Origin of the sequence: Catenulispora sp. MAP12-49 (assembly GCF_041262705.1) — a bacterium.
Taxonomy (GTDB): Bacteria; Actinomycetota; Actinomycetes; order Streptomycetales; family Catenulisporaceae; genus Catenulispora.
In genome coordinates this window covers 36358-52924 of sequence record NZ_JBGCCP010000007.1, presented here as the reverse complement: position 1 = coordinate 52924, position 16567 = coordinate 36358, and the positions used below count along the sequence as shown (strand labels likewise).

Here is a 16567-nt window from a genome sequence, read left to right as displayed (position 1 = left end):
CCCGCCCGGGCGCGCGTCTACTGCAAAGGACGTAGTAGCTGGTCATCGTGCGGGTGTCGGCGATTCCTCAAGCTTGCGTAAGGAATCCCGGCACCCGTACAGGTTTGGGCGGCAGTGTTCTAGGCTCGGTGATCGTGGAGAGTTCACCGCGTCCCGGCTATTACCCCGACCCTTCAGTCCCCGGATACATCCGGTATTGGGACGGTTCGAAGTGGGTCCCGGGGACCAGCAAGCCGATGCCGAAGAAGGCCGGCGGAGGGGACGCGGAAGGGGCCGTCGGGGCCGAGGGCGCGTCCCCGGCACCGCGTCTGGCCAGCACGACGCTCGCCTTCCCGCCGATGGACGACGTGGGTGTCGGCGGCGCCGACATCGACACGCTGTCCGCGGCGTCGGACACCTCAACCGCCTCGCTGTCGAAGACCCCGGCCTTCGCGCCGCCGCGTCCGCTGTCCGAGGTGAGCTTCGACGACGCCAAGCCCACGGCGTCCCCGTTCTCCGCGTCGAGGCGGGAGCCGAGCTTCGACGACGTGATCCCCGAGCCCCCGCGCCAGGCGCCGCCGTCGATGTCGTCTATGCAGTCGATGCCGGGATTCCAGGTGGCGGCCGGCGGATCGACGTCCTCCCCGGCCGCACCACTGGCCAGCGCCTCCGGCATGGGCATCTCCATCACCGGCGGGCCGGGCATGGTGGCCCCGCCGAAGCAGACCCCGGCCCAGATGTCCGCGGCGAACCAGGCACTGCGCATCCGCCTGCTGCGCGCGGACGGCAAGCCCTTCGACGGCCCGGAGATCACCACCGGCCCCAAGCCGGGCGACAAGGTCCCCGGCGCCTCCCGCACCGAGTTCGACAAGCCGCGCGGCTCGAAGCAGAAGCAGGCCCCGAAGGTCGTGGTGAAGGCCGGTCCGATGGCGCGCGTCGGCCACACCCTGGCCGTGCTGCTGATCTCGGCGGTCGGCATCGTGCCGCTGGCGTACCTGCTGCGGCAGTCGGTCCACGACCGCGAGGGCAAGCTCGCCGCGCGGATCACCTCGCCGACGAAGATGAAGGTGCTGGACAGCACCTCCGAGGCCTACCTCGGCGGCATGGCCGCGGTGCTGCTCGTCGTGGCGGTGCTGTACGCGATGCGGCTGAAGCGGCGGCGGGCGCGGTAGCTACGCCGCCGGCACGATCTCAACACCCGCATCGCGCATCTCTGCCAGCGCCGAAGCGGTCGAAGCCTGGGCCACTCCGGCCACCAGGTCCGAGCGCAGCCGGGTCGTGAGGCCCAGCTTCACCGCGTCCAGCGCCGTGGCGCGCACGCAGTAGTCCGTGGCGATCCCGACCACGTCCACCGTGTCCACGCCGCGGGCGCGCAGCCAGTCGCCGAGCGTCGTGTCCGAGCCGTCCAGCATGCCCTCGAACCCGCTGTACGCCGCCTGGAACGCGCCCTTGGAGAAGACCTCGTCGACGTGCGTGCGGTCGAAGTCCGGGTGGAACTCCGCGCCCTCGGTGCCGGCCACGCAGTGCACCGGCCAGCTGGCGACGTAGTCCGGCTCGGCGGCGAAGTGCGCGCCCGGGTCGGTGTGCCAGTCGCGGGTCGCGACCACGTGCTCGAAGCCGCCGCGGTCCGGCGCGGCCAGCAGCGCGGTCACGCCGGCCGCGACGGCCGAGCCGCCGGAGACCGGCAGCGAGCCGCCTTCGCAAAAGTCGTTCTGGACGTCGACGACTATCAGTGCGCGCGTCATGGTCGGCTTCTTTCTTAGGGCTTCGTAGGGCGCTGCTAGCTCGGGTACACCGTAGGGATCGCCGGCTCGCCGCGCGAGAGCTGCGTGGACCACGGCGGCAGCTCGGCCCGTGAGGCCTCGTGGCGCTCCCGGATCTCGGCCAGGTTCGGGCGCGCGATGACCTCGCCCTTGGCCACGTACTGCATCAGCAGGTCGCGGCCCTCGGCGGCCAGCGCCTCGGGCACCGCGCCGGTGCCGACGACCTCCTCCTGCGCCACGCCGTCGGAGCCGATGCGGCGCCAGGCGTACTTGCGGCCGCCGCGGGTGGCCTTCTCCGAGGACTTCTTCGCCACCGGCACCATCGGCGCGTCCGCCTCCACGCTCGCGCCGCGCGCCACCAGCTTGTAGACCAGGCCCGCGGTCGGCGCGCCGGAGCCGGTCACCAGGTTGGTGCCCACGCCGTAGGAGTCCACCGGGGCCGCGGCCAGCGCGGCGATCTGGTACTCGTCCAGGTCCGAGGTGACCACGATCTTGGTGTGCTTGGCGCCGAGCTCGTCCAGCTGCTTGCGCACCCGGTGCGCCATCCACAGCAGGTCGCCGGAGTCCAGGCGGACCGCGCCGAGGTCGGGGCCGGCGACCTCGACCGCGGTCCGCACGGCCTCGGCCACGTCGTAGGTGTCGACCAGCAGTGTCGTGCCCCGGCCCAGCGCCTCGACCTGCACGCTGAACGCGTCGCGCTCGCTGTCGTGCAGCAGGACGAAGGCGTGCGCGGAGGTGCCGGTCGTGGGGACGCCGAAGCGGTAGCGGGCCTCCAGGTTCGAGGACGCCGCGAAGCCGGCCAGGTACGCCGCGCGGGCGGCGGCCACGGCGGCCTGCTCATGGGTGCGCCGCGAGCCCATCTCCAGACAGGGCCGCCCCATCGCGGCCGAGGTCATGCGGGAGGCCGCGGAGGCGATCGCGCTGTCGTGGTTCAGCACCGACAGCACGAGCGTCTCCAGCAGCACCGCCTCGGCGAACGTGGACTCCACGATCAGCAGGGGCGAGCCGGGGAAGTAGCACTCTCCCTCGGCGTAGCCGTGGACGTCGCCGGTGAAGCGGTAGCCGGCCAGCCAGTCCCGGGTGGGCTCGTCCACGACACCGGAGGAGTGCAGGAAGTCGCAGACGGCGGCGTCGAAGCGGAATTCCTCCAGGGCGTCCAGGAGGCGGCCGGTGCCCGCGGTGACGCCGTAGCGGCGGCCGTCGGGCAGCCGGCGGGCGAAGACCTCGAACACCGAGCGTCGGTGGGCGGCCCCGCTGCGCAGGGCGCCCTCCAGCATGGTGAGCTCATAGTGGTCCGTGAGGAGCGCGGTGCTGTTCACGATCTATCAGCGTAGTCTGGTGGGATGAGTGTCGCGCCGGTGGAGGTCGATCCGGAGGCCACGGAGGAGACCCGGGCGGCTCCCGTGCAGGACCCGGTGTGGGTCACCGTGGTCTGGAACGACCCTGTGAACCTGATGAGTTATGTCACCTATGTGTTCATGACCTACTTCGGATACAGCAAGGGCAAGGCCGAGCGGTTGATGCAGGAGGTGCACAACCTCGGCAAGGCGATAGTGTCCAGCGGCGGCCGCGAGCAGATGGAGAAGGACGTGGCCGCGATGCACGGCTACGGCCTGTGGGCGACCGTGCAGCGCCAGGACGGCTGAACGACCAGATCGGGGATCCCCACGTGCTCAAGCCTTTCAAGGCCCACCGGTCCGGGCAGATCGTCGGCGTGTTCACCGACGGCCAGGCCGGCGTGCTGCGGTTCCTGCTGACCGGCCAGCTCGCGCTGCTGGACGAGGAGGACCCGCTGGGCTCGGAGCCGGACCCGCTGGTCGCCGCCCTGGGCATCGCCGAGGGGCCGGTGAAGACGCCGGACAACCCGGCGCTGGCGCGGCTGTTCCCCGACGCCTACGGCGACGCCGACGAGGCCAGCGAGTTCCGCCGGCTCACCGAGCCGGACCTGCGCGAGGGCAAGCGCGCCATGGCCCGCCAGGTGCTGGAGACGCTCCAGGACTACCAGGGCGGCGACAAGCTGTCCCTGGACGGCGACCAGGCCCGGGCCTGGCTCGGCGCGGTCAACGACATCCGGCTGGTCCTCGCGGTCTGGCTGGAGATCGAGGACGACGACGACAACCCGTTCGAGCGCATCGACGAGAAGGACGACCGCTACGAGATAGTGGTCATGTACCACTGGCTCGGCGCGCTGGTGGAGTGGCTGGTCGAGGCCCTGATGGGCTGATCCGGCGGCCGGGCGTGTCGGCGGACCGGCGTGCCGTCCGCCGTCCCGGATGCCGGACTCCCCGTCTCGAACCGGGGCCGTCCTCCACCGCCCCGAGTGAAACCCGGCGCAGAGCATTGAGTCGTTTCCCGAGGTGTGCCAGCATCCTGGCTCATGACAGAGGCACTCGGTGGGGTCCCGTACACCCCCCGGAGGGTGCGGCCGCTCGGCCTGCTCCAGATCGACGACTGGCGGGTGAAGCTCCACGGGCTGTCCGCCTCGCCCGGGGGCGAGCTCGACGACGCCGCTCAGGAGGGCGCGCGCAAGGCCGCCGGGGAGGCGCTGCCCAAGCCCGGGACCGGCGGCGGGCGCTATGGGGTCGGGTTCGTGATCGCGCACCGGTCGACGAACGCTTATTCATACGTGGTCGGGTGGTGGGCGTACGGCTGTCTGCTGTCCACGGCCGCGTACTCGGCCCGGTTCTCCGAACCCGCGGAGATCGCCCGGTGCCCGGCCCGGCAGGCCGGCTGCGTGTGGGAGCTCGCGGTGATCGACCACGAGCGGCGCGCCTGGACCCGGACCATGCTGGGGGCCGAGGCCGACGGCGATGTCGAGGGATATCTGGGGGCGGTCTTATCGGGGAGGGTCTGATCTCGGTGAAGGATCTGAATCAGTTCTTGTAGCCACTCACTGCGGAAACGGCAGCGGGGCCCCTGGGATCCAGGGGCCCCGCTGCCGTTGTCGTGCCGGACTGGGCCGGTGTAGGCGTCGGTGTAGTCGCCGGTGTCGGTGTGCTTAGTTGGCCGAGCCGGACTTGCGACGGCCGGCGAACACCGCTCCGGCGCCGAGCACCAGGGCCCCGGCGGCGAGGCCCGCGTAGTCGAGGACGTCGGTGCCGGTGTGCGGCAGCCGGCCCATCTCCTCGTGGTGGTGCGGACCGCGGTGGTGGTGGCGGTGCAGGTGCTCTTCGTGGTGATGGTGGTGGTGGCTCGGCGGCGGCGGGGGCGGCGGGAAGTGCGGCGGCGGCGGGCACGGCGGCGGCGGGCAGTAGACCGGCGGCGGCGGGCACGGCGGGGGCGCGCAGTTGACCGGCGGCGGGGGCGGGCCGTTGAAGCAGCCGTTGCCCTCGGTGCCGCTGTTGGCGTAGCCCGCGCCGATGGTGGTGCCGCAGACCTCGATCGGGGCGTTCACGCTGCCCTGCGCGACGTTGCCGGTCACGATCCCGGTCTCGCCGGCGGTGTTCGCGCTCGACACGGTGCCGGTGGCGCCGGTGTTCACGCAGGTGTTGCCGGCGGCGGTGTCGTGGTATCCGCCGACCGCCGCCACGACCCCGCAGACCTCTGTCGGGATGTCGATCGGCAGCTGCGCGACGTTGCCGGCGGCCAGGCCGTTGTTGCCGGAGGCCCGGCCCAGCGCGCCCGCGCCGCCGGCGGTGTCGTTCACGCAGTGGTTGTCCAGCGCGGAGTTGAACACGCCGACGACGCTCACCGAGTCGCCGCAGGCGTTGAGCGGCGCCTCGATCGGCACCTGGACGATGTTGCCGGTGACCGCGCCGGAGGAGTTCGCGGTCGCGGCCTGCGCGCCGGCGCCCAGGGACTGGCCGTACGCGTCCGGGGCGTCCGTCGAGCGGTGCATCGGCTCGTGGCCGTATCCGTGGTCGTATTCGTGACCGTGTTCGTGGACGTGCCCGCCGTTGACGCAGGTGTTCCCGGCCGCGGTGTCGTAGACGCCGACCACGTTCGCGGTGATCCCGCACAGGTTCAGCGGCGCGTCGACCGGCACCTGGACGACGTTCCCGCTCGCCAGCCCCGGCGAGTCGGTCGCGACGGCCCTGGCGGTCGAGGAGGTCGGGGCGCCCTCGTTGGCGCACAGGACGTCCTCGGCCGAGTCGTCGCCGCCGACGGCGGTCACGGTGTCGCCGCAGATGTTCGCCGGCAGCGAGACCGGGACCTGCACGACGTTGTTCGACAGGGCCCCGGGCGAGCCGTGGGCCACGGCGGACGCCGAGCTGGTCGGGCCGCCGGCCGTGCCGGGGCCGTTGACGCAGTGGTTGCCCTCGGCGCTGTCGCCGCCGCCCAGGACGGTCACGACCAGGCCGCAGATGTTGACCGGCGCGTCGACCGGGACCTCGAAGCTGTTGCCGGTCAGCAGACCGGGGCTGCCGAAGTCCACGGACTGCGCCTGCGCGCCGTTGAGCTCGTCGTGGCCGTAGTCGCGCGCCGAGGTCGAGCCCGCGGCCGGCCACATGCCGGGGGCGGCGTGGGCCGGGGCGCCGTCGTGGCGTGCCGGGTGGTGGGGCGCGGCGGCGTGATGGGGGGCCGCGTGGTGTGCTGCCGCAGGGTTGTGCGGGGCCGTCGCGTGGTGCGGTGCGGCGTGGTGCGCTCCGGCGTGGTGCGCTGCCGTGGCGTGGTGCTGGGCTGCGGGGTGGTGCGGCGCGTCCGTGGGATGCGGCGTGCCGTCGTGGTGCGCGGCCGCGTGGTGCGGCGCGGCGGCGGCCTTGTCGGCCCTGTCGGCCTTGTCGGCCTTGTGCCGCCCGGTGTACTGCTTGACCTGCGGGGCGCTGACCGGGATGGCCGCGTGGTGTGAAGAGGCGCCCGTCGGCTGGCTCTTCTTCCCCGCGTGGTCCGGGTTCTCGGGGTGCGTGGACACCGCCGAGAGCGCCGGAGCGGCTCCAGTGATCAGCAGGCCGCCGGTCGCGACCGCTAGCGCGAGTCCGCGCTTGGTCACGTCGTGCATGCCAGTCCTCATTCTTCAGGTGGGGTTCGGGTGAATCGGTATTTCCGGTGACGCTGGGAGATGCGGCGGTAACGCCGACAAAGCCCGTCCACGCGAAAACGCGCGTCGCGGCACCGCGTCACGCCGCCGTGCTCCGTGCGGATGAATAGTCGTTAGGTGCGATCTATGCCGGGGACCTCGGACAACGCCCTGGTCAGAGCATCAGTGCGAGGCGGTTTGTAAGCTCGCGCGGCCGAAGGGGAGAATCGCTGTCCATGACGGCTGATCCGACAATCGATCCGGCACCGCTTTTTGGTCCGATACAGATCCGCGAGCTGGCCCTGAGCACCGCGGTCGAGGCCAAGGCCCCGCTGACGGCCCTCGGCGGCGACTACATGACCTCCCAGGCGGCCCGCACCGCGGCCAAGGATCTGGGGATGAAGGGCTGGCCGTTCTACTTCGGCGGCCGGGTCGGCGTCCTGGGACCGGTGGCCCCGGAAGTGGTGCACGCTGTCGCCGGCTTCTTCCCGGCCGAGCTGGCGGTCCCGAGCTGGACCACGGCCCGCGACCCGAAGCAGAGCCCCCCGCTGGACCGCCAGGTGGACCGCTACCGCGACGTACAGCGCATGTGGGCCGACGAGTACCTGGCGGCCTTCCCGGAGGACGAGGCCCACGAACTGGCCGACATCCTCCGCGAGATCGCCACCACCTCCGAGACCGGCCTGTCCCCGCTGGCCGCGGCCTGGGGCGCGATGCCCGAACCGGCCGCCGCCCGCCACCGCGTGGTCCACTGGTCGATGGTCATGCGCGAGCAGCGCGGCGGCCTGCACATAACGGCCGTCCAGATGGCCGGCCTGGAGCCGCTGGAAGCGATCATCACCGGCCCCCTCGGCGAAGGCGGCGCGAAGTTCTTCCGCTGGCCCCTGCCCTACCCCCACCCGGACGACGCCATGAGCCTGTTCCGCGAGCAGGCGGAGGAGATCACCGACGAACTCGCCTCCCGCGCCTACCGCGGCCTGACCCCCGAGCGCGCCGAGCGCCTGATCACGCTGCTGTCGCGCGCCGCCGGCCTGGCCGCCGGGGGCGGGACGGCGAGACTGGTCGCCGAGCAGGAGGCCAAGGACGCCGCCGAGCCGGCGGCTGTGCAGGCATAGGGCGAGGTCGGCGGCCGGCCGGGCCGGCGGCGGCCAGGGCAGAGCCGGCGGCTGTGCAGGCGTAGGGCGAGGTGGCGGTCGGCCGGGCCGGCGGCGGCTCGGGCCGGCTGCCGGGAGCAGGCTGGCTGCCCGGTCAGGCCGTCGGGCCGGGCCGGTGATCAGCGTCAGGCTGGTTGCGGGTCCGGCGGTCCGGCGGGTTGATGGTCATACCGCCGGTTTTCCGTCAAGGGGCCATGCAGGCGAGGCCACCTGATCGGTGTGGCAGCCCCCGACCTCAGCGCGGGTTCTGCCAGGGCCCGTCCGGGTGCAGCTCCGGCGGCAGCCACAGCTGCGGCTGCACCGTCCGGCACCGCAGCCCGCATCCGGGCTGCCACGGGAACAGCCCGTGGCTGTCCGGCCAGACCAGCTGCACGAACGGCGGAACCGCCCCGCGGTAGAACCCGACCGCGAACCCGAACAGCGTCGGGTACCAGCCCGGGTGCACGCGCTTGGCGACCACCGGCTGGGCGTCCAGGATCCCGTCGATCTCGATGTCGTAGCCGAAGGGCTTGTTGTCGCGGATCAGGCGTCCGGCGCGGTTCACGCGCTGCTGCATGTCCGGCAGCAGCAGGCCGAACAGGGACACCTCGGGGGCGCGGTAGCTGTGCCACAGCCCCACCGAGAAAGCCCATCCGGGGGTGCGGGTGCCGGGCATGATGCCGATCGAGGTCCAGCCGGTGCGCCGCACGTGCGCGGCCGCCTCGCCGAACCAGCCGGGGACCAGGGCGCGGACCGCGTCCTCCTCCTCGTCGGCCAGGCCGTCGTCGTCGGCGAAGTGCTCGTTCTCGGCCGCGGTGAGGGTCTGGGCCGCCGCGTTCTCGCTGTCGCAGATCACGCAGTGGCACGGCGGGATGTCGGCCGTCACGCGACGCCGCTCTTCGTGTTCGCCCGTCGGTTCCGCAGGACCGCCGTGGCCGGGACTCTCCGCCATGATGTTCACGATATGCGATGAGTGCATGAGAGTACCTATCCAGGACGCCCGGAGTTCACCTTTCGGACGAAAGGTTCTCGCACCGTGCTGAGCTGGTCACGCTGGGCTTATGATCTGGGCCCGGCGGCCGCCTCGATCTCGGCGAAACCCGGCCAGAACGCGTCGGCCAGCAGCACCGCCGTCTCGTGCGGTCCGATGCCCGAGCCGTCCCGCAGCCGCCATCGCGCGACCCGCTCGCCGGCGCCGACCAGCGCGTGCGCCATGATCGCCAGCCGGGTCGGGGACGCCGAGGGCAGCCAGTGGCCCAGCACCTCCTCCAGCAGCCGGGTCTGCTGGCCGCGGATCGCCTCGATCGCCTCCTCGGCGGGGCCGGCCACGATCACCGACTCGTTCAACAACACCGCCCAGGCCCGGCCGTGCCGGTCGGCGAAGTCGAAGTACGCCTCCAGCCCGGCCTCCAGCACCGCCCGCGGGCCCTTCGGCTCGGCGGCGGACACGGCGTTGAGCGTCAGGCTGTGCAGATCCGCGCGGATCCGCGCCACGCACGCCAGCAGCAGCCCCTCCTTGGAGGAGAAGTACTCGTACAACATCGGCTTGGACACCCCGACGCGCAGCGACACCTCGTCCATCGACGTGTTCTGGAACCCGCGTTCGGCGAAGACCTCCTCGGCGGCGGCCAGAATCTGCAGCTCGCGCTCGGCGCGGGGCACGCGCTTGCGGCGGGGGGCGTCGTTCATGGTCCCGGACTCTATCGACTTCCGAACCTACTCTCAGTAAGCTACCGGCCGGTAAGTACCGGCGAGCAGGGGCAGGGGAGCATGGCCGATCCGCGATTCCACACCGTCACCGCCTTCGACGGCGCCGAGCTGAACGTCCAGGAGGACGGCGCCCCCGACGCGCCGGTCACCCTCGTGCTGGCGCACGGCTGGACGCTGTCCACCCGCTCCTGGCGGGCCCAGGCCGAGTCCCTCGTGGAGGGTGGGGCCGGGGACGTCCGGATCCTGCGCTACGACCAGCGCGGGCACGGACGCTCGACGCCGGGCGGGGAATGGCTGTCCGGCGTCCCCGCCGCCGACGCCGAGCGCTTCGGCCCGGGACCGTCGGTCGACCAGCTCGGCCGCGACCTGGCCGCCGTCCTGGACCAGCTGGTCCCGGCCGGCCCGGTGGTCCTGGCCGGGCACTCGATGGGCGGCATGACCGTCATGGCGCTGGCCGACCAGCGGCCCGAGCTGTTCCGGCCCGGCGGCCGGGTGGCCGGCGTCCTGCTGACCAACACCTCCAGCGGCGGCCTGTCCCGGCTCACGCTCGGCTTCCCCGAGGTGGTCGCCAAGCCGGTGCGGAACACGATCATCAGCACCCTGCGGAAGATCGCCGCCAGGCCGGGCAAGGCGGACGCGTTCCGGGCGAAGCAGTCCACGACCTCGTTCCTGGCCGTGGCGCAGACCCGCTGGCTGCTGTTCGGGCGCAAGGCGCCGCGCGCGGCGGTCGTGGAGTGCAACGAGATCCTGAAGACCTGCCCGAGCGCCACCCTCGCCGGGTTCTTCCCCGCGCTGATGGTGCACGACAAGCGCGCCGCGCTGAAGAACCTTGCCGGGGCGCGGGTGGAGGTCGTCGCATCCTCGAAGGACAAGCTCACGCCGGTCTCGCACGCGCGCCGGCTCGCCGAGGCCATCCCCGGCGCGCGGCTGACCGTGGCCCCGGGGACCGGGCATATGCTGCCGATGGAGCGCCCGCAGGTGGTGAGCACGCTGCTGGCCCAGCTGGTCGCGGCGGCCCGGGCGCGGGAGGAGAGCGCGGCATGACACGCGTCGCCGAGGAAACGGACCCGATGGAGCTGTCCGAGGCGCTCATCACCGGCGGCCATCCGGCCCGGGAGGTGCCGGCCCGCGCGAAGTACGTGATCGTCGGCTCGGGCTTCGCCGGGCTGTGCATGGCGATCAAGCTCAAGCAGGCCGGGCGCGACGACTTCGTGATCCTGGAGAAGGGCGACGACGTCGGCGGGACCTGGCGGGAGAACAACTATCCGGGCGCCGCATGCGACATCCAGTCGCATCTCTACTCGTTCTCGTTCGAGCTGAACCCCAAGTGGAGCCGGATGTTCGCGCGGCAGCCGGAGATCCTGGACTACCTGCGGCACTGCGTGCGCGAGTACCGGCTTGAGGAGCACCTGTACTTCGGGGTGCGGTTCGACGGCGGGGAGTGGGACGAGGCGGCGAAGGAGTGGCGGGTCAAGCTCGGTGCTCCCGAAAGCGAATCCGGGGCGGGTACTGAGATCCGCGCCTCCTATGTAGCTCTGGGAATGGGACCGCTGCACCGTCCGCTGCTCCCGGACGTGCCCGGCGTCGGCGACTTCGAGGGCCCCGCTTGGCACTCCGCCGAGTGGCGCCACGACGTGGACCTGACCGGCAAGCGCGTGGCCGTGATCGGCACCGGCGCCTCGGCGATCCAGTTCCTGCCGCGGGTCGCGCGCCAAGCGGCCTCGGTGGTGCTGTTCCAGCGCACCCCGGCCTGGATCATGCCCAAGCGCGACCGGCACATCTCCGGCGTGACCAAGGCGCTGTACCGGGGCGTGCCCGGTTTCCAGCGCGCCCATCGCACCCTGATCTACCTGACCGCCGAATCCCGGGCGATGGGCTTCGTGAACCCGAAGCTCATGAAGGCCGCCGAGGGCATAGCCAACGTGCACCGCAAGCGCCAGCTCCGCGACCCCGAGCTCGCGCGCCGCCTCAAGCCCGACTACACGATGGGCTGCAAGCGCGTCCTGATCTCCAACGACTTCTACCCGGCGCTCGCCCGCGACCACGTCGCCCTCGTCGACCAGGGCGTCCGCGAGATCCGCCGGAACGCGGTGGTCGCCGCCGACGGCACCGAGCACGAGGTCGACGCCATCATCTACGGCACCGGCTTCCACGTCACCGACGCCTTCGACACGATCGACATGCGCGGCCCCGCAGGCCGAAGCCTGAAGCAGGACTGGGCCGGGGGCATGGCGGCGTACTACGGCATGACCGTCGCCGGCTTCCCCAACATGTTCATCCTCGTCGGCCCCAACACGGGCCTGGGCCACAACTCGATCGTCTTCATGATCGAAGCCCAGACCGAGTACCTGATGAAGCTCCTGGCCCTGGCCGACGAAAACGGCGCGGCCACCATCGCCCCGACCCCGCAGGCCCAGAACCGCTTCAACGCGGGCGTGCAGCGCGCCCTGGCCACCCAGGTGTGGAGCGCCGGCGGCTGCCAGAGCTGGTACCTCGACGAGCACGGCCGCAACACGACGATCTGGCCGGGCTTCACGTGGCGCTACTGGCTGCGGACGCGGAAGCCGAACGCGGGGGCCTACGAGTTCGGGCGGTGAGCCGCGGCGCCACCGCCAGCCCGGAAGCAGCGCAAGACCGAAAGCCCGCGGGCGGAAAACGCCCGTGCCCGCAAACCCAGAACGCCTCCCGGCCCGGTGCGCGATCCGTACCGACGCGCACCGTGCCAGAAGGCGTTCATCATCTCGAAGCCGCCGCCCGCACCGCCTCTCGGCGGCCCTTCTGCGGCCCCGGGATCAGGCTGCCGCGCGCTCTCCAGTCGTCACCAGCACCGCGAGCACCGTCCGGGACGGGATCGACAGCTTGGCGAAGATGCGCGACAGATGCGCCTCGACGGTCTTGGTGGACAGCCCCAGGGCGCGGGCGATCTGACGGTTGGTGCGTCCGTCCCGGACGAGCCGGGCGATCTCCATCTCGCGTGCCGTGAGGCGGTCGAGCGAGGCGGTGCGCTGGGTACCGACGGTCGTGGTGCTCATTGGTGTTTCCCCCCTGTTGCGATGGATGCTGCTCTGACGGCCCGGTCCAGGCGGCCGACCGGTTCGGGGCCGGTTGCCTGCAAAGGGCGTCGGTGTTCACCGTCCGCGTGGTGCGTGCGGGCGGCGTGGGGCGTGGTCCAGGGGGAGGAGGCCAACGCTGCCGATCTACGGCCGGGACGCGTCAGCGACCCCGGACGACCCCGTGCGCACGGAATCTTCCGGCTTGCTTCTCAGCGCCCGCACGTTGACCCCGACGGTGCGATCGGCCAACTCCGACACAAAGGTCAGAAGGCCAATCCCCCCATCCTGGCCCATGCACTGAACTATAGGGTGACGCTTCGAGGCGCGGTAGGGGTTCTCCCATAACGGCCCGATTTCAGCCTGATGATCAGCTTGATGATCAGCATGGTGAGCTGGCGTAAGCCACCGACGAGCTCGCTCCGGAGGCGCTGGCGACCGCGTCGATGTAAGGCTGTTCGCCCGACCCCGTGCACATACCGTGCACATCCAATTCCGGATCGATGTCGTACGACGTCTTGCCCGACAGCGTGAAGGACTGGCTCTGCGCCCCGGTGGACCCCGGCGAGCCGGACGACGACGTCCCGGCGAACGTCACGGTGACCGTCACCGACCCGGTCCCGCTCGTCGTGACGTGCACGTGCGCGACGTAGGTGAAGCTCCCGGTCGCGTCCGGCGCCAGCGACACGTTCAGGGCCCTGACGCCGCCGCCGGCCGGAGGCTGCTGACGGGTGCTCTGCGGCGGGGGCGGAGGGGCCGCCGAACTGTGCGGTGCGGAAGTGCTCTGCGGAGCCGTGCTCGGCGGCGTGCTCGGCTTCGGCGCCGAACTCGGCGGCGGCTTGGGAGCGCTCGAGGAGGCCGGGGGAGTGTCGGTCGCCGTCGGTGCCGTCACGGCGCCGGGGTTGGCCGAACTCGACGAACCGCTGCTGGACGCGCTCGCGGCCGGACTGCTCGAACTCGTCGAGGGCGTCGTGGTCGCGGCGGTCTTGGTGTTCGAGCTCTTCTGGGTGAGCGCGACGAAGGCCACCACGCACAAGGCCGCCAGCACCACGGCGGCCGCCGCGAACCGCACGATGCGCCCGCGGTCCACCGGCTCGACCGGCTCGGTCATCGGGAACACCGGCGGCGGCCGGTCGTCGCCGGGCTGGAAGTCCTCGAACTCGTCGTGGGAGTCGTCGCCGCCGAACAGCCCGAGCCCGACGCTGGAGCCGCGGCCGGAGCCGGCAGCGGTGCTCGCGCCCGCCGCACCGGCCGATGCCGAAGCCAGAGCGGCCGCCGCGGGGGCGGGAGCCGCGGAGACCGACGGCGGCGGCGTGGCCGGCCGCTCGGGCCGGAACAACGGCCGTGTCTGCTCCTCCGCGCCGGTCGCGAGCGCCGCCGGAGCGGTCGGCGTGGCTGGCGTGGTCGGCATGGCCGGCATGGCCGGCATGGCCCGCGCGGCCGGAGCCGCCGGGGTCTTGGCGGCCGGGGACGTTGCGCCTGGAGTCTTTGCGCCCGGAGTCTTTGCGTCCGGGTTCTTTGCAGCCTGGCTTTGAGCGACCGGGCCCATTGCGGCCGGACTCTTCGCGGCCGGGACCACCGGGGCCAGCGAGATGTGCGTCGCGTCGGCGTCGTCCTCGGCGACCGCCGGACCGGGGTTCGGCGGCGTCCGGGGGACGCGCGGCCCGTCGTCGTCGCCGACCAGGCTGACGATCGGCGCGCGCGGGGTGCGCGGCACATCGGCGCCGCCATCGGCGTCCGCCGGGCCGCTGTTGGGCGGCGTCCGGGGGATCTGCAGGATGTCCGCGCCGACGCCAATGCCGGCGTCCTGCGGGCCCTGGTTCGGCGGCGTCCGGGGCACCCGCGGCGGGGCGGCATCTGAGACTTCTGAGGCGCCGGAGGCCGCTGAGGCGAGATCGTCGAATCCGAGCGGCCTGCTGTCCGCCGGAGGCCGCTGGACATGCGTGGTGTCCGGGTCGTCGATGACCGGGCCCTGATTCGGCGGCGTCCTCGGTACCGGCGGCAGCTCCGGCTCGGCCGGGACACGCGTGTCAGGGGCCGAAGTCGGCGTCGCCCTCGCTATGTGTGTCTCGTCGGCCGACCGGTTCTGCTCGGCCATGTCCATGAAGGCCGCGTCCATGAGAGCCGCACCGGGCCCGCGCAACGGCGTGATCCGCGCAGAGCGCTCTTCGTCGCCGCCCGACGCGCCGCGGGCGTGGCGTGCGGGGGAGTGGGACTCTGTGCCGCTCTCGACGCCCGGAGCCGGGGGCGCCGGGGACTCCGGGTGTTCGGGGCGCTCCAGATTCCCCAGGCTTTCCAGGCTCTCCGGGGCCACCGCGGCCGCTGCGGCCTCCGTCTCGGCCTCCGCCGCCGCGTTCTTACCGCGCCGCAGCTGGGTGACCGACGCGATCCGTGTCACCGGGGCCGTTCCCTCGACCATCTCCAGGGTTCGCAGACGCTGCGCGTCGAGCCGCTTCACCCAGTCCGCGTATCCGTCGGCGGACCACGACGGCCAGGACTGTGCCGACTTGCCTTCCAGCCTCGGCAGCCACCACGAGGCGAAGTACTGCGCGTCCACGGCCAGCTGCTCGACGGCCGGCAGCCACTCCAGATCGCGGCGGCGTCCGCCGCGCGGGGCCTGCGCCAGCTTGGACAGCACCGGCCGCAGCCGCACCGCCAGGTCGCGGGCGTCGCGAGCGGTCTGCGTCGCCTCCTGCGGGTTGGTGGCGGGGAGCCATTCGGTGCCGGCCAGAATGCCGGTCACCAGTGTCCGTGTGCCGCCACGCCCCCGTTCGTCTCCCCTGTCAGGCATGGCTACGAACGTATCCGTTTTGGATGTTCGAGTACAGATACCTGATTAAGAACCTTAAGAAGCTTGCTGCCTCCTACCGGCCTTTCAGAAGTCCTTGATCAGCTTGGCCAGCGCCTCGGCGGTGAGTGCCGGAGTCAGCGCGGTGACGCTGATCCGCTCTATCACCTGCAGGTAGACGTCCACGTCATCGCGTTTGTCCAGGTAGAGCGCGCCGGCCAGGTGCTCCAGGTAGACCACGTCCGGCAGGTCCGGCTCGGCGAAGCGCAGGATGGTGAACGCTCCGGCCTCGGCGGCGTGCGCGCCGGACTGGAAGGGCAGCACCTGCACCGTGACGTTCGGCCGCTCCATCATCTCCAGCAGGTGGGACAACTGCTGGCGCATGATCTCCGGGCTGCCGACCGGGCGGCGCAGCGCGGCCTCGTCGACCACGGCCCACAGCCGCGGCGCGTCCGCGTCGCGCAGCAGCACGTTCTGGCGCTCCAGCCGGACCTGGACCCGGCGTTCGGAGTCGCTGTCGTAGACGCCGCGGCCGGCCATCACCGCGCGCATGTAATCAGCGGTCTGCAGCAGGCCCGGTATGTACTGCACCTCGTAGGTGCGGATCAGCGAGGCCGACTCCTCCAGGCCGATGTAGCCGGCGAACCAGCTCGGCAGGACGTCGTGGTAACCGTGCCACCAGGTGGTCGCGTTCGCGGCCTTGGCCATCGACAGGAACGGTTCGCGGGCGCCGGGATCGGTGACGCCGTAGAGCGTCAGCAGGTCCTCCACGTCGCGCATCTTGAAGCCGACCCGGCCCAGTTCCAGACGGCTGATCTTGGACTCCGACGAGCGGATCTCCCAGCCGGCGGTCTCCCGGGTGATCGCCGCGGCCTCGCGCAGGCGCCGCAGTTGCGAGCCGAGCATGATCCGGCGCACCGTCGCGCCGCCCGAGCGCGGCGGCTCGGACTCGGGATCAGCGGTGTGGGGCCCACTCATTGCTTCCTCGCTCCATCGCCAGGCCCGGAGCCTGCGATTCGCAGGTGCCGGGCGGTGGATCAGCTGCCGATTGTGCCACTCGGGCGTCCGCTTGTGAACACCGCAAGCCTAGGTCGTCCCCGCTGTCGGGGCTCCCGGCAGCGTGCCACAGGACCCTGAATCGATAAGGCGAAGTCTTTGCTCATCCGAGACCCTGCGCGCGCCGTCTA

Annotated in this window: 15 protein-coding genes; 7 read left to right on the top strand and 8 right to left on the bottom strand. The window is 72.1% G+C overall.

All coding sequences use genetic code 11. The annotated features are described in order from the left end of the window. Positions 1-134 precede the first annotated feature (134 nt). Positions 135-1151 (top strand): DUF2510 domain-containing protein, encoded by a 1017-nt coding sequence (locus ABIA35_RS15715; protein WP_370358347.1) that lies wholly within the window; start codon positions 135-137, stop codon positions 1149-1151. Here ABIA35_RS15715 and ABIA35_RS15710 read toward each other — a convergent pair whose 3' ends face one another. Both ABIA35_RS15710 and ABIA35_RS15705 read right to left on the bottom strand, forming a co-directional pair. Then, positions 1152-1724: a nicotinamidase gene (locus ABIA35_RS15710; protein WP_370339564.1), complete on the bottom strand. Its 573-nt coding sequence runs from the start codon at positions 1722-1724 to the stop codon at positions 1152-1154. A 35-nt stretch (positions 1725-1759) separates the two neighbouring features. Continuing rightward, positions 1760-3061, bottom strand: a complete 1302-nt coding sequence (locus ABIA35_RS15705) for a nicotinate phosphoribosyltransferase (RefSeq protein ID WP_370339566.1) — start codon at positions 3059-3061, stop codon at positions 1760-1762. A 24-nt stretch (positions 3062-3085) separates the two neighbouring features. Between ABIA35_RS15705 and clpS the strand changes: the two genes are divergently transcribed. From clpS to ABIA35_RS15690, 3 genes are all read left to right on the top strand, one after another. Then, on the top strand, positions 3086-3388 hold the full coding sequence (clpS, locus tag ABIA35_RS15700; RefSeq protein ID WP_370339568.1) for an ATP-dependent Clp protease adapter ClpS: 303 nt from the start codon (positions 3086-3088) through the stop codon (positions 3386-3388). A 23-nt stretch (positions 3389-3411) separates the two neighbouring features. Then, complete coding sequence (locus ABIA35_RS15695) at positions 3412-3966, top strand: DUF2017 domain-containing protein (protein WP_370339570.1); 555 nt, start codon at positions 3412-3414, stop codon at positions 3964-3966. A 153-nt stretch (positions 3967-4119) separates the two neighbouring features. Continuing rightward, positions 4120-4596 (top strand): hypothetical protein, encoded by a 477-nt coding sequence (locus tag ABIA35_RS15690; protein ID WP_370339572.1) that lies wholly within the window; start codon positions 4120-4122, stop codon positions 4594-4596. A gap of 144 nt (positions 4597-4740) precedes the next feature. Here ABIA35_RS15690 and ABIA35_RS15685 read toward each other — a convergent pair whose 3' ends face one another. Beyond that, positions 4741-6681 carry a chaplin family protein gene (locus ABIA35_RS15685; RefSeq protein ID WP_370358346.1) on the bottom strand — a complete coding sequence of 647 codons (1941 nt, stop codon included), beginning with the start codon at positions 6679-6681 and terminating at the stop codon, positions 4741-4743. A 254-nt stretch (positions 6682-6935) separates the two neighbouring features. Here ABIA35_RS15685 and ABIA35_RS15680 point away from each other — a divergent pair, with 254 nt between their 5' ends. Next, entirely contained in the window at positions 6936-7814 is an 879-nt protein-coding gene (locus ABIA35_RS15680) for a hypothetical protein (protein ID WP_370358345.1), read from the top strand. A 274-nt stretch (positions 7815-8088) separates the two neighbouring features. Here ABIA35_RS15680 and ABIA35_RS15675 read toward each other — a convergent pair whose 3' ends face one another. Both ABIA35_RS15675 and ABIA35_RS15670 read right to left on the bottom strand, forming a co-directional pair. Next, positions 8089-8784: a DUF4262 domain-containing protein gene (locus ABIA35_RS15675; protein ID WP_370339578.1), complete on the bottom strand. Its 696-nt coding sequence runs from the start codon at positions 8782-8784 to the stop codon at positions 8089-8091. Between the two features lie 107 nt (positions 8785-8891). Further along, entirely contained in the window at positions 8892-9521 is a 630-nt protein-coding gene (locus ABIA35_RS15670) for a TetR/AcrR family transcriptional regulator (protein WP_370339580.1), read from the bottom strand. An 81-nt stretch (positions 9522-9602) separates the two neighbouring features. Here ABIA35_RS15670 and ABIA35_RS15665 point away from each other — a divergent pair, with 81 nt between their 5' ends. Together ABIA35_RS15665 and ABIA35_RS15660 are read left to right on the top strand one after the other, a co-directional pair. Continuing rightward, complete coding sequence (locus ABIA35_RS15665) at positions 9603-10586, top strand: alpha/beta fold hydrolase (protein ID WP_370339582.1); 984 nt, start codon at positions 9603-9605, stop codon at positions 10584-10586. Beyond that, positions 10583-12139, top strand: a complete 1557-nt coding sequence (locus ABIA35_RS15660; protein ID WP_370358344.1) for a flavin-containing monooxygenase — start codon at positions 10583-10585, stop codon at positions 12137-12139. Before ABIA35_RS15665 ends, ABIA35_RS15660 begins: the two co-directional genes overlap by 4 nt. A gap of 195 nt (positions 12140-12334) precedes the next feature. On the opposite strand, the gene ABIA35_RS15655 is transcribed toward ABIA35_RS15660, so the two are convergent. The 3 genes from ABIA35_RS15655 to ABIA35_RS15645 form a co-directional block, all read right to left on the bottom strand. Beyond that, a complete protein-coding gene (locus tag ABIA35_RS15655; protein WP_370339588.1) occupies positions 12335-12574 on the bottom strand; it encodes a helix-turn-helix transcriptional regulator in 240 nt (79 codons plus the stop codon). A 400-nt stretch (positions 12575-12974) separates the two neighbouring features. Beyond that, complete coding sequence (locus tag ABIA35_RS15650) at positions 12975-15383, bottom strand: hypothetical protein (protein WP_370358343.1); 2409 nt, start codon at positions 15381-15383, stop codon at positions 12975-12977. 84 nt (positions 15384-15467) lie between these two features. Further along, positions 15468-16358: a helix-turn-helix domain-containing protein gene (locus tag ABIA35_RS15645; protein ID WP_370339592.1), complete on the bottom strand. Its 891-nt coding sequence runs from the start codon at positions 16356-16358 to the stop codon at positions 15468-15470. Positions 16359-16567: the final 209 nt, after the last annotated feature.

What these genes read in the sequence shown, in the direction of transcription:
- ABIA35_RS15645 (WP_370339592.1), bottom strand. Translation starts at nt 16,358, where the DNA reads ATGAGTGGGCCCCACACCGCTGATCCCGAGTCCGAGCCGCCGCGCTCG.
- ABIA35_RS15655 (WP_370339588.1), bottom strand. Translation starts at nt 12,574, where the DNA reads ATGAGCACCACGACCGTCGGTACCCAGCGCACCGCCTCGCTCGACCGC.
- ABIA35_RS15660 (WP_370358344.1), top strand. Translation starts at nt 10,583, where the DNA reads ATGACACGCGTCGCCGAGGAAACGGACCCGATGGAGCTGTCCGAGGCG.
- ABIA35_RS15690 (WP_370339572.1), top strand. Translation starts at nt 4,120, where the DNA reads ATGACAGAGGCACTCGGTGGGGTCCCGTACACCCCCCGGAGGGTGCGG.
- ABIA35_RS15665 (WP_370339582.1), top strand. Translation starts at nt 9,603, where the DNA reads ATGGCCGATCCGCGATTCCACACCGTCACCGCCTTCGACGGCGCCGAG.
- clpS (WP_370339568.1), top strand. Translation starts at nt 3,086, where the DNA reads ATGAGTGTCGCGCCGGTGGAGGTCGATCCGGAGGCCACGGAGGAGACC.
- ABIA35_RS15680 (WP_370358345.1), top strand. Translation starts at nt 6,936, where the DNA reads ATGACGGCTGATCCGACAATCGATCCGGCACCGCTTTTTGGTCCGATA.
- ABIA35_RS15675 (WP_370339578.1), bottom strand. Translation starts at nt 8,784, where the DNA reads ATGGCGGAGAGTCCCGGCCACGGCGGTCCTGCGGAACCGACGGGCGAA.
- ABIA35_RS15710 (WP_370339564.1), bottom strand. Translation starts at nt 1,724, where the DNA reads ATGACGCGCGCACTGATAGTCGTCGACGTCCAGAACGACTTTTGCGAA.
- ABIA35_RS15670 (WP_370339580.1), bottom strand. Translation starts at nt 9,521, where the DNA reads ATGAACGACGCCCCCCGCCGCAAGCGCGTGCCCCGCGCCGAGCGCGAG.
- ABIA35_RS15650 (WP_370358343.1), bottom strand. Translation starts at nt 15,383, where the DNA reads ATGCCTGACAGGGGAGACGAACGGGGGCGTGGCGGCACACGGACACTG.
- ABIA35_RS15685 (WP_370358346.1), bottom strand. Translation starts at nt 6,681, where the DNA reads ATGCACGACGTGACCAAGCGCGGACTCGCGCTAGCGGTCGCGACCGGC.